At 42.7% G+C, this 14,807-nt stretch carries 11 protein-coding genes and 1 riboswitch; of the genes, 10 read left to right on the top strand and 1 reads right to left on the bottom strand.

Annotated features, from left to right (window positions below):
• Positions 1 to 126: 126 nt before the first annotated feature.
• The gene (locus ABGU93_RS03835) at positions 127 to 1,464 is read left to right on the top strand and encodes a glucose-6-phosphate isomerase (RefSeq protein WP_347412180.1); all 1,338 of its coding nucleotides are present in this window, start codon (positions 127 to 129) and stop codon (positions 1,462 to 1,464) included.
• 157 nt (positions 1,465 to 1,621) lie between these two features.
• Positions 1,622 to 1,697: riboswitch (cyclic di-GMP riboswitch) on the top strand.
• 26 nt (positions 1,698 to 1,723) lie between these two features.
• Complete coding sequence (locus ABGU93_RS03830) at positions 1,724 to 3,229, top strand: bifunctional diguanylate cyclase/phosphodiesterase (RefSeq protein WP_347412179.1); 1,506 nt, start codon at positions 1,724 to 1,726, stop codon at positions 3,227 to 3,229.
• A 40-nt stretch (positions 3,230 to 3,269) separates the two neighbouring features.
• Here the strand turns inward: ABGU93_RS03830 and ABGU93_RS03825 are convergent, their stop codons facing one another.
• Positions 3,270 to 3,728 carry a LiaF domain-containing protein gene (locus ABGU93_RS03825; RefSeq protein ID WP_347412178.1) on the bottom strand — a complete coding sequence of 153 codons (459 nt, stop codon included), beginning with the start codon at positions 3,726 to 3,728 and terminating at the stop codon, positions 3,270 to 3,272.
• A gap of 190 nt (positions 3,729 to 3,918) precedes the next feature.
• Between ABGU93_RS03825 and ABGU93_RS03820 the strand changes: the two genes are divergently transcribed.
• The 8 genes from ABGU93_RS03820 (at position 3,919) to nifJ (ending at position 14,786) form a co-directional block, all read left to right on the top strand.
• Positions 3,919 to 4,425: a phosphohydrolase gene (locus ABGU93_RS03820; RefSeq protein ID WP_347412177.1), complete on the top strand. Its 507-nt coding sequence runs from the start codon at positions 3,919 to 3,921 to the stop codon at positions 4,423 to 4,425.
• A 64-nt stretch (positions 4,426 to 4,489) separates the two neighbouring features.
• Positions 4,490 to 5,683: an isocitrate/isopropylmalate family dehydrogenase gene (locus tag ABGU93_RS03815; protein WP_347412176.1), complete on the top strand. Its 1,194-nt coding sequence runs from the start codon at positions 4,490 to 4,492 to the stop codon at positions 5,681 to 5,683.
• A gap of 78 nt (positions 5,684 to 5,761) precedes the next feature.
• Positions 5,762 to 7,243 carry a polyphosphate:AMP phosphotransferase gene (pap, locus tag ABGU93_RS03810; RefSeq protein WP_347412175.1) on the top strand — a complete coding sequence of 494 codons (1,482 nt, stop codon included), beginning with the start codon at positions 5,762 to 5,764 and terminating at the stop codon, positions 7,241 to 7,243.
• Positions 7,244 to 7,630: 387 nt separating this feature from the next.
• On the top strand, positions 7,631 to 7,885 hold the full coding sequence (locus tag ABGU93_RS03805; protein ID WP_347412174.1) for a winged helix-turn-helix transcriptional regulator: 255 nt from the start codon (positions 7,631 to 7,633) through the stop codon (positions 7,883 to 7,885).
• Positions 7,886 to 7,897: 12 nt separating this feature from the next.
• A complete protein-coding gene (locus ABGU93_RS03800) occupies positions 7,898 to 8,074 on the top strand; it encodes an Lrp/AsnC ligand binding domain-containing protein (protein WP_347412363.1) in 177 nt (58 codons plus the stop codon).
• A 74-nt stretch (positions 8,075 to 8,148) separates the two neighbouring features.
• Positions 8,149 to 9,264: an alanine dehydrogenase gene (gene ald / locus ABGU93_RS03795; protein ID WP_347412173.1), complete on the top strand. Its 1,116-nt coding sequence runs from the start codon at positions 8,149 to 8,151 to the stop codon at positions 9,262 to 9,264.
• A 211-nt stretch (positions 9,265 to 9,475) separates the two neighbouring features.
• The gene (locus ABGU93_RS03790) at positions 9,476 to 10,903 is read left to right on the top strand and encodes a sodium:alanine symporter family protein (protein WP_347412172.1); all 1,428 of its coding nucleotides are present in this window, start codon (positions 9,476 to 9,478) and stop codon (positions 10,901 to 10,903) included.
• A 358-nt stretch (positions 10,904 to 11,261) separates the two neighbouring features.
• Positions 11,262 to 14,786, top strand: a complete 3,525-nt coding sequence (gene nifJ, locus ABGU93_RS03785; RefSeq protein ID WP_347412171.1) for a pyruvate:ferredoxin (flavodoxin) oxidoreductase — start codon at positions 11,262 to 11,264, stop codon at positions 14,784 to 14,786.
• The last annotated feature ends 21 nt before the right edge of the window (positions 14,787 to 14,807 follow it).

The following is a 14,807-nucleotide window of genomic DNA, read 5'->3' as shown; positions in this document are numbered from 1 at the left end:
GGTCAGAAGATTCGCCGAATTTCAACTTTCTTTCAGATAGATAGGCGAACATCAATTGACACTCCAATTAATAATGTAGTAAAATGAAAACACATTTCATTCGTAGTAAGAAAGAAGGTAAAAAATATGAGTATTCGTTTTGATCTCTCTTATGCAAATATAGATCCCAGTGAATTTGAAAGCCGGTTTGACCAGTTGGCGAAAGCTAATGATGAATTAATGAATAAAACCGGGGTCGGCAACGACTTTCTGGGATGGGTTGACTATCCGGTAAAATATGATCAGGATGAATTTGCCCGGATCAAGGAAGCCGCCCAAAAAATCCAGGATCGCTGTGATGCCCTGGTGGTTATTGGTATTGGCGGATCATATCTGGGTGCTAAAGCGGTGATATCGGCTTTAACCAGCCCCTTTTATAATGAAGAACCCCGATCCGTGCGGAAGGCACCTAAAATATATTTTGCCGGTCAAAATATCAGCGGCAAATATCTGGAAAATCTGCTGGCCTTGCTGAAAGATCAGGAGGTTTGTGTCAATGTCATTTCAAAATCCGGAACCACCACTGAACCGGCCATGGCTTTTCGCTTTTTTAAAAAATTTCTGGAAGAAAAATATGGTAAAGACGGCGCCAGGGAGCGAATCTTTGTCACCACTGATGCAGCTAAAGGGGCGTTAAAGTTCATGGCCGATGAAGAAGGCTATGAAACCTTTGTGATTCCCGACGATATTGGCGGTCGTTATTCGGTTTATACCGCCGTCGGTTTGTTGCCGATTGCAGCGGCAGGAATTGATATTGATGCCCTGATGGATGGGGGAAAATCTGGTTATGAGGATTATAACAAACCGAAGTTTGAAAAGAATCCCTGTTTTCAATATGCCCTGTATCGGAATGTACTTTACAATCGCGGCAAGAATATTGAGATTTTAGTGGATTATGATCCCTCACTGGAGTATCTGGCGGAATGGTGGAAACAATTATTTGGTGAAAGTGATGGCAAAGACGGCAAGGGTCTCTTTCCGGCCTCGGCCCATTTCTCCACCGATCTTCATTCGCTGGGACAGATGATTCAGGATGGACCCAAAAATCATTTTGAAACCGTGGTTGTCATCGAGGATGATCAATCGGTGATCAAGGTGTTCCAGGATGAAAAAAATCTCGAAGGACTGAACTATCTGACCGGTTGGGAAATCGATGCGGTAAATGAAAAAGCCTTTATGGGTACATTACTGGCCCATGTCGATGGGGGTGTCCCCAATGGCATTATCACGCTCAAAAAATTGGATGCCTTTCATATTGGTAAATTGATTTATTTCTTCGAAAAGGCCTGTGGCTTAAACGGCTATCTGCTGGGAGTAAACCCTTTTGATCAGCCGGGTGTGGAAGCTTATAAAAAGAACATGTTTGCGCTGCTCCATAAGCCGGGCTATGAAGACTTGACCGCTGAGCTGGAAGAACGGTTTTAGGAACCCCACGCGGTTTGTTTAAAAGTCTTGGGGCAGAAAAAGATTAAATCGAAAGTTTACAATTTTCACAAGACAAATCGTTACATTTATGATACAATATTAAAAAATACAATACAAATAGTCGATTATGCTCCTAAGGGGCAATGAAAAAGAAAATAGAATCATAGGGCAAAACTGTTGTGAAACAGTGACGCAAAGCTAAAGGGACTTTTATAAGTTAGCCAGTTACTCAAATAGATTTGACAATTTAGGAGGTAATGTGAAGCAGTATAACGAAAAAAAGTTTTTAATCCTCAGCTTTGCGTTGTTTTTTTTGGTCATCATGACGGCACTGTTTAACACTATATCTTTTTCCCTGCCGGCTCAGGAGGAAACCATGCGAATGGTTTTCTATGGCCTGGGGTTTACGGGAATCTTTATCATCAACCTGATCAGTAACTTTACCGTCGCTGACCTTAAAAAAGAAATTATCAAATTAAGACGGCTCCAGGATTTTGATTCGCTGACCGGCTGTCCCAATTGGATTAAGTTTAAAAGAGATTTTGAAAATATATTTGCCACAAATCAGACCGACCACTATGCGATGATTATTTTTGATATTGATAAGTTTAAGGCCATCAATGATTTATATGGACATCAGCTGGGCAACGAGATACTCACCGCCATTGCATCAATGCTGGAAAAGCAGCTCCGAGCAGACGAACTGTTTGCCAGAATGGCCACCGATAATTTCACGATATTGATGAAATATGAAGGTTATGGAGAGTTTTCCCAGCGGGTGGAAAATCTGATCCGGGAGATCAACGGCTATTCACAGAAATTCCTTGTCAATATTTCGATGGGTGTTTATCTGATCGGTGAAGATGATCTGGATATCAATACCCTCAGTGATCGGGCCAATATAGCTAAACGATCGATTAAAGATAACTCCCAGGTGAGTTACGCCTTTTATGATGAGTCGATGCGCCAAGTGATGATTCAGGAGAATGAAATTGAGAACAGAATGGAAATGGCCCTCCGCAATGATGAGTTTGAAGTGTATCTGCAGCCCAAATATTTATTCTCAGATGAGCAGATCATTGGTGCTGAGGCCCTGGTGCGGTGGAATGATCCAGACCGCGGGATGCTGCCCCCCAACGACTTTATTCCCCTATTTGAAAAAAATGGTTTTGTTAAAAAAATCGACACCTATATGTTTGAAGAAGTGTGTAAGCTGCTGGAAAAATGGAAAACGGAAATGGATCAGCTAACCAATATGATTATCTCGGTTAATTTTTCCCGGCTCCATCTGGAAAATATGCTGCTGCCGGAAGAATTATTGGCAATCACCAGCCGCTATCATATTGATCCGAAAATGATTGAAATTGAACTGACCGAAGGAACCATTTTTGATAATGATGTTCAGATGGTTGATATCATGAATCATTTAAAGGATTTCGGCTTCCATATTTCCATTGATGATTTCGGCCGGGCATATTCATCCCTCAACACCCTGAAAAATCTGCCGGCGGATATTTTAAAACTGGATAAGGCTTTTTTCAGCGAATCGTCGGACGATGTGCGTGGCAAAAAGATTATCACCAGTATGCTGAATATGGCCAAGGATCTGGATCTGATTACGGTTGCCGAAGGGGTTGAGACCCAGGAACAGGTGGATTTTCTTAAAGAAAGAGGCTGCGATATCGCCCAGGGCTTCTTTTATGCCAGGCCCATGAATGTCATTGAATTTGAAGATTTTGTCAATAAAAAACTGAAATCAACCTAGCCTGATTTCAGTTTTTTTATGGGGGAGGGTCTTTCTGATTTTATTCAGGGGCATTTTCAAAATTCAGACCGCCGCAGGTAATGTCGGCGAATACGGAAAGCGCCACCGCATGTTCGGGATCCATGCAAACGGTGTGATCGGCAATGCCGCCAAATTTGCAGGTGTCAACGATTTTCAATTTAAAGTTATCAGGAACGATGATGTTCAGACCGCCATTGATGATGCTGATATCCATGCGATAGGCATTTTTTTCGGTGACAACGTCAGAAAAATCAAGCTGCATACCGCCGAAGAAAGCCCCAATTTTGGTATCTTGCATGGTCTGGTCCCGGTAGTCTTTCATTTTTCCGCCGTAGAGCACGATTTCATCCATGGATCCGGGACTTTTATCGAAGCTGGCTTCAAAATCTTTGCCTTTTTTGATTACGCAAGCATGATACAGGGCCATCCCGGTTGCCAGAGCAACACCGGTTCCGATGAGTATTTTTTTAATTTTCATGGTTTATCCTTCCTGTTCTTTTCTATTTAGTTTACCACGATTTTAAGAACAACCGAATCTTTTTTTGTTTTTTTTCAGAACATCGGCCATTATTTTAACTTAAAATAAAGATATTATGCTATAATATTTAAAGCTATTGTTCAGCTTGGCTGAAAAAATAACAAAAAATTACAATCAAAGAAAGGTCTCAATGGAAACAAAAAAGTATTATAGTGAGTTTGAAACCATTGTTGGCGATATTATTACACACAGCGAATTCCAAAAATTACGAGAAATTGATCACCACGGCAATGGTTTGTTTGAACACTCAGTTGCAGTCGGATATTATTCCTATCGTGTGGCCAGATTTTTAGGCATGGATTATACCTCCATCGCCCGGGGCGCAACGCTCCATGATTTTTTTCTGGAATCATGGCAGGGTAAGGTTAAAACAGGCAAGGGTCTGAATCGGATCAAGGAAATGCATGGCTTTTCCCATCCCAAAACAGCACTTGAAAATGCCGAAAAATATTTTGATATTGATGAACGACAGGCCGATATGATCGTAAAACACATGTTTCCGCTGACGCCCATTCCGCCGGCCAATATCGGCAGTTGGGTAGTCACCGCCGTGGATAAATTTGTGGCGACCCATGAACTGGTTTTTAAAAATACCCAGCCGATCAAACGGCTAAAAAATATGATGTCCAGAGCTTAACTGGCTGTATGCTTGTCTTAAGCGCTTAGATATGACACTAATAAATAAATTTGACGGAGGATATATGGTCGAAGAACAAATTGAAAGAGCAAAGGCCCATTTTGGAGAGCTGATTAAAGAACAATTGACCCGCATCGAAAAAATGAAGGTGCAAAAGGATTTTACCGATTTCACAAGCAAAGATAAAATTATTATCGGCATCGTTGGTGGTGATGGCATTGGACCCTTTATCACCTCAGAAGCCCAACGGGTGTTGGAGTTTTTACTGACCGATGATGTAAAAACCGGAAAGATTGTCTTTAAAATCATCGACGGTCTGACCATTGAAAACCGCGCCGCCTGCGGCAAAGCGATTCCTGATGACGTTTTAGCAGAACTGAAAACCTGCGATGTTATCTTAAAAGGACCGACCACAACCCCGCGTGAAGGTGATCCCTGGCCAAATATTGAAAGTGCCAATGTGGCCATGCGCCGCGAATTGGATCTGTTTGCCAATGTTCGTCCGGTTTCGGTACCGGAAAAGAATATTGACTGGACTTTCTATCGGGAAAACACCGAAGGAGCATATGCCGTTGGCAGCAAGGGTATCCATGTCAATGACGATTTAGCGATTGATTTTACCGTCACTACCCAGGATGGATCAGAACGAATCATCAAGGCAGCTTTTGATTTTGCTGAAAAATCAGGAAAAAACAAGGTTACGGTTGTTACCAAAGCCAACGTTATCAAAACAACTGACGGTAAGTTTTTAGATACTGCCAAAGCGATTGCCAAAGATTATCCCACCGTCGAAATGGACGACTGGTATATTGATATTATGACCGCCAAACTGGTCGATGAAAAACGACGCAGTCAGTTTAAGGTAATGGTCTTACCGAATCTCTATGGCGATATCTTAACCGATGAAGCGGCCGAGTTTCAGGGTGGCGTCGGTACTGCCGGTTCAGCCAACATCGGCAAGCAATATGCGATGTTTGAAGCCATTCATGGTTCAGCTCCAAGAATGGTTGAAGAGGGGCGCGGACAATACGCCGATCCCTGCAGTATTATCCGGGCAGCCGGGATGCTGTTAGTCCATATCGGTTATAATGAAAAAGCGGAACAGCTGCAAAAAGCTCTGGATGTGTGCGGATTATACGAGAAAAAGTTAGTCCTCACCGGCCGGGAAACCGGCGCAACCGGTTCAGAATATGCCGATTACGTGATGGAAACCTTGTCCAACCCCAACCTGGACACGATTTATGCAAAATTTATATAGTTGATGAGGGGCGTCTTTTAAGACGCCCTTTTTTTGTATCTTAATAATAATCAAAAATATATTTATTAGGAGGCTGTCATGCTGGAAAAAATTGATTTAGGTGTCACAATTGACAAAGAAACCTATCGTATGGAAAAAGAGCGGCTAACGGTGCGGTTAGGCGAGCTGCAACGGACCCTTCACGATATAGGGATCCCGGTTTTAATTCTGTTTGAAGGCTGGGATGCGGCCGGGAAGGGAACCCTGATTAATGAACTGCTGATGCCCATGGATCCGCGCTCCTTCCGGGTTCATAACTTCAAAAAGCAGGAAAATGAGGATGAGATCTTCCGGCCGTTCCTCTGGCGCTATTGGACCAAGACCCCGGAAAAAGGGCAGATCGCGATTTTTAATCGCAGTTATTACAGTGATCTGGTCTATCGTAAGTCGATTGATGCCTTGAATATGCAGGGACTGATGAAACAGGCCAATGAATTTGAACAGGCACTATCCGATGACGGGATGATTATTTTTAAATTTTTTATTCATATCAGCAAAAAAGAACAAAAACGCCGGTTTAATAAACTGCTGGGCAACGATGCCACTTCCTGGCGGGTGACACCCCGGGATAAAAAAGAAAACAAGCATTACGATAAACTCTATGAAAAGGTCAACCGCGGCCTGGAGCTGACCGACAACGATTGTGCCCCCTGGGTCATCATTGAAGGCGAACAAAAAGACTATGCCCTGATCAAGGTTTTGAGTGTCCTGGAAACACGGCTGGAAAAAGTCATTGAAGAAGTAAAAATGGCCCCGGCGGTGGAACGTAAACCACTGATCCATGTGGGTGACATGCCTTTTCAATCGAAAATTCTGGATGGCATTGGGCTTGACCAGGTCATCGGTGAAGAAGAGTACCAGGTCCAGATAAAAGAGTGTCAGAAAAAAATCCGCTTGCTTCAATATGAGCTCTATCGGCGCCGGATTCCGCTGATTGTCGGCTTTGAAGGCTGGGATGCCGGTGGCAAGGGCGGTTGTATTAAAAGGCTGACCCGCAATCTTGATCCTCGGGGTTACACCGTTTATCCCACCGCCAGCCCCAGCGATATTGAAAGAAGGCACCATTACCTCTGGCGTTTCTGGCGGGACATCCCTAAAAACGGCCATCTGGGCGTTTGGGATCGGACCTGGTATGGCCGGGTGATGGTGGAACCGATTGAAGGGTTTTGTACCCAGGAAGAATTTGACCGGAGTTATCGGGAAATCAATGAATTCGAAAAACAACTTTCTGACTGGGGTGCGATTGTCATTAAATTCTGGCTCCAAATCGATCAGGATGAACAATTGCGGCGGTTCACCGGTCGGGCGGAAAATCCTGATAAGGACTGGAAAATTACCGATGAAGACTGGCGCAACCGGGATAAGTGGGATGTTTATAAAATCGCCGTCGATGAAATGTTGCTGAAGACCTCCACCGTCAATGCCCCCTGGATTATTGTTGAAGCCCAGAACAAGTATTATGCCAGGATCAAGGTACTCAACGAAACCATTGCGGCCATCGAAAAACGTTTAGATAATTAACTTAACCCTTTGGAATAGAATAACCAGGACCTCCAGATCCCTTAACCAATCATGCCGGTCTGTCGTAAGCGACGGACCAGCGTGAAATAAAGAAATTAATGATTGAGATCAGTAGTTGTGCGACTTAATGAATAATAATAACTAGAATACCTGTTACGAAAAGCTTAATTTTTTAAGTTTTTTTAGATTTAACCTCAGTTTTTCAATTGGAAAATAGAAGCAGATAAAATAATTAATCATGGGAGCTGTTTGTTACCAGTAATGATTAAAGATTTAAAGTAATTTTTTCTTTTGACAAAAAGATCACTTGTTATTCGTTGAAAACGTTTAATTCATTTGTGAAGTCGGGTATAATGATCTCAATAATTTTAATAGAAAGGAGCATAAATGGATTCAATTGATATTGAAATCCTCAAGCTGTTGCAGAAAAATGCCAGAGTTACGGCTTCCGAAATTGCCAGTGAAGTCAGCTTATCGGTTCCGGCAATCAGCGAACGCATACGAAAATTAGATTCATCGGGTATCATTCAAAAATATACTGTTATTTTATCAACTCAGAAAATGAATAAGAATCTGGTTGCCTATATGTTTATATCCCTTAAGCATCCCAGTTTTATTGATGGCTTTGTCGCCCTGGTATAAGATGAGAGTGAGATTATTGAATGTGATTATCTGGCCGGAGATTATGATTATTTGATTAAAATTATTACCAAAGATACCCAAAGTCTGGAAGCGGTGCTCAACCGCATTAAAACAGTTCCCGGGGTGCAAAAGACGAAAACGATTGTAACCCTGTCAACCGTCAAGAATACATATTCCATTCTTCCCTAAGAAGATCAGAACGTGTATTGGTTTTTTAAATCAAAATTTAAAATTTATAATTAAAAAAACAGGAGGTTTTTATCATGATTGTAGGTATTCCAAAGGAAATTAAAAACAATGAGTCTCGTGTATCCGTAACACCAGCTGGTGTTCATGCCCTGGTGGCGAGTGGCCATAAGGTTCTAGTTGAAACAAAGGCCGGGCTTGAAAGTGGCATTGCAGACAGTGAATATGCTGCCGAAGGTGCGGTAATCCTGCAACAGGCCAAAGAAGTATTTGAACAATCTGACATCATTGTAAAAGTAAAAGAACCCATCGAGTCAGAATATGAACTGATGAAAGAAGGTCAGACCTTATTTACATATCTACATCTTGCTCCAAACCTGCCTTTAACCGATATATTAATGAAGAAAAAAATTACTGGGATTGCCTATGAAACGGTTCAATTAGCTGATCGATCATTGCCATTACTGATCCCCATGAGTGAAGTAGCCGGCAGAATGTCAGTTCAAGTTGGGGCTACCATGCTGCAGCGTTATCATGGCGGTGTTGGGATGTTATTGGGCGGTGTAACCGGCGTATTGCCAGCAGAGGTGATGATTATCGGAGCTGGTACAGTTGGTATGAACGCTGCTAAAATGGCCGTGGGTCTGGGTGCTCATGTGACTGTCATTGATATCAGCAAACCAAGATTAACCTATGTAGACGACGTTTTTAATGGTCGGGTTTCGACACTGATCAGTAATCCTTATAACATGGCAGAACTGACTAAGAAATCAGATCTGTTGATCAGTGGCGTATTGGTTGCTGGCGAAAAAGCACCAAAACTGGTTTCTGAACAGATGGTTAAAAATATGAAAAAAGGATCAGTTATTGTTGATGTAGCCATTGACCAGGGCGGATCAGTCGAAACCATTGATCACAGCACAACCCATGATGATCCCTGTTTTGAAAAACATGGCGTAATTCACTATTCCGTTGCCAATATGCCAGGTGCCGTTCCTAGAACATCTACCTATGCACTGACCGGATCTACTCTGCCATACTTAATGGCAATTGTTAACAAGGGACCAGAAGCGGCAATGAAAGAAGATCCCGCACTATTATTAGGATTAAATACTTACAAGGGACATGTTACCTGTAAAGGCGTAGCTGAAGGCTTAAATAAAGAATATGTACCAGCAGAAGAGTTGCTGTAGGTTTAAGAATAAATTTTAATCAACCCTGAAACGAAAATTTTGATCATCAGCATTGAGAAATCAAGAAACGAAAAAACAAGACATAGAATTTAGCTCTAGATAACTAATAATAAGGGTGACACTGTTGTGAGTAATGGTGAAGCCCTTATTATCAGAAAAATCGAAACAAAACTGTAATCGATAACAAAGCTTATAAATTTTAGGGGGCAATATGAATTTTTCGGATATCATTTCAGCTGTAAATAATTTTGTTTGGGGACCCATTATGCTGGCACTGCTAATGGGTACAGGTATCTTCTTAACCGTGCGTTTAAAATTTGCGCCATGGCTCAACCTGGGCTATGCGTTAAAATCGGTCTTTGCCAAACAGGATAAGACCCATAAAGATGACTCCAGCGGCGATATTTCGCCATTCCAATCGCTGATGACAGCCCTGGCGGCCACTATCGGTACCGGGAATATCGTCGGCGTCGCAACAGCGATGGTGCTGGGCGGCCCGGGAGCTCTGGTGTGGATGTGGATATCAGCCCTGTTTGGACTCTCTACGAAATATGCCGAAAGTGTTCTGGCCGTTAAATATCGGGAAACAAATGCCAAAGGTGAAATGGCTGGTGGTCCGATGTACGCTATGAAAAATGGCTTCAAGAATAAAAAAATCGGTTTGATCCTGGCCTTTCTGTTTTCGTTATTTGCCACCGTGGCATCCTTCGGGATTGGCAACATGACCCAGGCTAACTCCATTGCCGGAGCCGTAAACGGTACCTTTGGCGTACCCACCTGGATAACAGGCCTGATTCTGACAGTGTTGGCGTTTCTGGTTATTCTTGGCGGTATCAAGAGTATTGGTAGGGTTGCCGGCGTCATCGTGCCATTTATGGCCGTGTTCTATGTTCTAGCTGCGCTGCTTGTTATCATCATCAATTTTCAAAACGTACCAGCCGGGATTGCCGAAATTTTTACCATGGCCTTTTCACCTACCGCAATGGCTGGCGGCGTTGGCGGAACCATTATCGCATCGATGTTATCGGCTATGCGCTGGGGTGTGGCCCGGGGTGTATTCTCCAATGAAGCCGGCTTAGGATCGGCACCAATCGCTGCTGCCGCAGCAAAAACAGATCATCCGTCACGACAAGGTTATATCAATATGACCGGAACTTTTTTTGATACCATCTGTGTCTGTACGATCACCGGCCTGGTAATTGCCTCTTCAGGGGCTTTGGGAACATTGGATGCCAGCGGCGAAATTTTAATGGGGGCAAATCTTACCATTGCCGCCTTCCAATCCGCGCTGGGACCGGTTGGCGGTTATATTGTAACTCTGGGGATTGCCCTTTTTGCCTTTTCAACCATTTTAGGTTGGGAATACTATGGCGAAAAGTCACTGGAATATTTAATCAAAGCACCAATTGCGGTAACGATCTATCGGATTCTTTATTGTCTGGTTGTGTTTGTCGGTGCGACCACTGCACTAGAAATCGTCTGGAACTTATCAGATGCCATGAATGGGATGATGGCCATTCCAAACTTAATCAGTCTGCTCGTCTTAAGCAGTGTGGTAGCCAAGGAATGTTTCGAATTCCAGTCAGACTTTTTAATACCAGAGAAACTGGCATTTAAAGAAGCTAAAAAGAAACAATGATTTTTAGGCAATTAATATAATAAAAAAGTTTTAAAAGTACAAAAATTACTGTTGATGAACTGTTAATGAACATTTTGACAGTTCATCCGCAGTCAATTATTATGAAAAATTAATTTACAGGGAAAAAAGTTCTCGAACATACAATCGTATCCATAATAAAAGAGATTTAATATATCAAAAGTATAACATTAATCGTTTTCGAGTAAACAAGTGGAAAATTGCCAAATAATTGCGACAAAAAATTACCCTTATTAAAGTGTATACACTCAAAAACTAATATGATATAATTTTATAGATAAAATTTTGCTATTTAAACCATCAACAAAAACATTTTGTTTTAATTTCAAGGAGGAAAATCATGCCTAAAAAAATGATGACAATGGATGGAAATACTGCGGCTGCACACGTTGCGTATGCATTCACCGAGGTTGCTGCTATTTTTCCAATTACCCCTTCATCCCCAATGGCCGAATATGCAGATGTTTGGGCTTCACAGGGACGAAAAAATATTTTTGGTGAAACAGTAAAAGTTTCCGAAATGCAATCCGAAGGCGGCGCCGCTGGTGCGGTTCACGGTTCATTGGCGGCTGGTGCCTTAACCACCACCTTTACTGCTTCACAGGGACTTTTATTAATGATCCCGAATATGTATAAAATTGCCGGCGAATTGTTGCCAGGCGTTTTTCATGTAACAGCCCGTACCTTAGCCGCTCAGGCACTATCCATTTTTGGTGATCATGGTGATGTTATGGCCTGCCGTCAAACTGGTTTTGCATTACTGGCTTCAGGTGGCGTTCAGGAAGTAATGGACTTGGCCGCGATTGCCCATTTGGCCGCGATTAAAAGCCGGGTACCATTTATGCATTTCTTTGATGGTTTCAGAACTTCACACGAAATTCAAAAAATCGAAGTCATCGACTATGATGTCTTTAAAAAACTGGCAGATTTTGATGCTATCCAGGAATTCCGCAACAATGCCTTAAATCCTGAGCATCCGGTCACCCGGGGAACCGCTCAGAATCCGGATATTTTCTTCCAGGCGCGAGAAGCGTGTAATCCATTCTATGACGATATTCCAGCGATTGTGGCTGACTATATGGAAAAAATATCAGCTGAAACCGGTCGGGAATACCATTTGTTTGATTACTATGGTGCTGACGATGCCGAAAATATCATCGTTGCCATGGGTTCTGTAACAGACACCATTGAAGAAACGATTGATTATTTATTGGCTCAGGGCGAAAAAATCGGCTTGATCAAAGTTCGCTTATTCAGACCTTTTGCGCCAGAGTATTTAATGAATGTCTTGCCAAAAACAGTTAAAAAGATTGCAGTCTTAGACCGTACCAAAGAGCCCGGCTCATTGGGCGAACCTTTATATCAGGATATCTGTACCGTCTTCTACGGCAAAGAATTCCAACCATTGATTGTTGGTGGTCGTTATGGACTCAGCTCAAAAGACACCACACCTGCTCAAATTAAAGCGGTTTATGATAATTTAAAACTGGCTCAGCCCAAAGATAAATTCACCATCGGGATTGTTGATGACGTAACTCACACCAACCTGGAACTGGGTGAAAACCTGAATACTGTTCCAGAAGGAACAAAAGGATGTAAATTCTGGGGTCTGGGATCTGATGGAACCGTTGGTGCCAATAAATCGGCTATTAAAATTATCGGCGATCACACCGATTTATACGCCCAGGGTTATTTCTCCTATGATAGCAAAAAATCCGGAGGGGTTACGGTATCCCACTTACGATTTGGTAAAAAACCAATTAAGTCGACTTACTTAATTGTAAACTCAGATTTTGTTTCCTGCTCGACCCAAGCCTATGTTCACCAATATGACCTGTTAAAAGGTTTGAAAAAAGGCGGAACATTCCTGCTTAACACTGTTTGGGAAGTTGCCGAACTGGATGAAAAATTACCAGCTTCTTTAAAGAAATATATTGCCGACAACGACATTAATTTCTATATCATCAATGCCACCAAAATTGCTGAAGAAATCGGTCTTGGTCGTCGCACCAACATGATTATGCAATCAGCATTCTTTAAACTGGCCGATATTATTCCAATTGAGGATGCAGTTACCTTCTCTAAAGCGGGGATTCAAAAATCCTACGGTAAAAAAGGTCAGAAAATTGTTGATATGAACAACGCTGCTGTTGATCAGGGGATTGATGCTCTGGTTAAAGTGGATGTTCCGGCAGTTTGGAAAGATCTTAAAGCTGAAGGCGCAACTGAAGAAAATGTACCAGAATTCATTACCAAGATTCTTCGTCCGATCAATCGACTGGCTGGGGATGATATTCCTGTTTCAGCGTTTACCGGCGTAGAAGACGGAACATTTATGTCTGGTTCAGCTGCTTACGAAAAACGGGGTATCGCGGTTAATGTGCCAAAATGGATTCCTGAAAATTGTATTCAGTGTAACCAGTGCTCATTTGTCTGCCCACACGCTGCCATTCGTCCTGTTTTAGTCGATGCAGGTGAAAAAGCTGCGGCACCAGAAGGCTTTACAACAGTTAAAGCCACCGGAAAACAATTTGACGGCTTAGAGTATCGTATCCAGGTCAGCACCCTTGACTGTACCGGTTGTGGCAACTGTCAGGATGCCTGCCCGGCAAAAACCAAAGCGCTGGAAATGGAACCAATTGATACCCAGGCTGAACAAATCCCAATGTGGAACTATGCAACTACTGTAAAAATTAAAGATAACCTGATGAATAAAGCAACAGTTAAAGGTAGCCAGTTCTGCCAGCCATTGCTTGAGTTCTCCGGTGCCTGTGCCGGTTGTGGTGAAACACCATATATCAAAACCATTACCCAATTGTTTGGGGATCGCATGATGGTGGCTAATGCTACCGGTTGTTCATCAATCTGGGGAGCATCCTCACCATCTACACCTTACTGTAAAAACGCTGAAGGTAAAGGACCAGCCTGGGCTAACTCTTTATTTGAAGATAATGCCGAATATGGCTTTGGGATGATGCTGGCCACTGAAAAAATGGCCGATACCATTGAAAATTACCTCAAAGAAATCATCGCTGGTGATGCTCCAGAAGCTGTAAAAACAGCCGGACAAGCCTGGATTGATAGCCGAAAAGATGCGGAAGCTTCAAAAATTGCTTCAGCTAAACTGGTTGAAGCCTTAACCGCTTATACACCAAGTGAAGCATTGGCAACCTACGCCAAGTTTATTCTTGATAATCAGGCTTACCTGATCAAAAAATCCCAATGGATTTTTGGTGGCGACGGCTGGGCTTACGATATTGGCTACGGCGGACTGGATCATGTTTTAGCATCACGCAAAAACATCAACGTGTTCGTACTGGATACCGAAATCTACTCCAACACCGGTGGTCAGGCTTCTAAGTCAACACCGACCGCAGCAGTGGCACAATTTGCCTCAGCTGGAGAACGAATCAAGAAAAAAGACCTTGGTATGATGGCAGCAACCTACGGTTATGTCTACGTGGCTCAAGTGGCCATGGGAGCTGATAAGAACCAATTCATGAAAGCCCTTCAGGAAGCCGAAGCTTACGATGGTCCATCACTGATCATTGCTTACGCTCCTTGTATCAACCATGGTATTAAAGGCGGCATGAGCCGTACCCAAACCCACGAAGCATTTGCTGTGGAATCTGGATACTGGCATCTGTACCGCTTCAATCCAACCCTGAAAGACGAGGGAAAAAATCCATTTATCCTCGATTCTAAAGAACCGGATATGGACAAATTCACCGAATTCCTGGATTCAGAAGTTCGTTACACCTCATTAAAACTGACCTTCCCAGAAGTTTCGGCAACCCTTTATGATAAGGCAAAAGAAGAAGCTATGGAACGTTACATGGGTTATAAACAAAAATCAGAAATGTAATTAAAGCAGTAACTGGAGAAA

The organism is Acetobacterium sp. (genome assembly GCF_039830195.1).
Classification (GTDB): Bacteria; Bacillota; Clostridia; order Eubacteriales; family Eubacteriaceae; genus Acetobacterium.
Note: the sequence above shows the minus strand (reverse complement) of the source record. Positions and strands in the feature narration are given on the sequence as shown.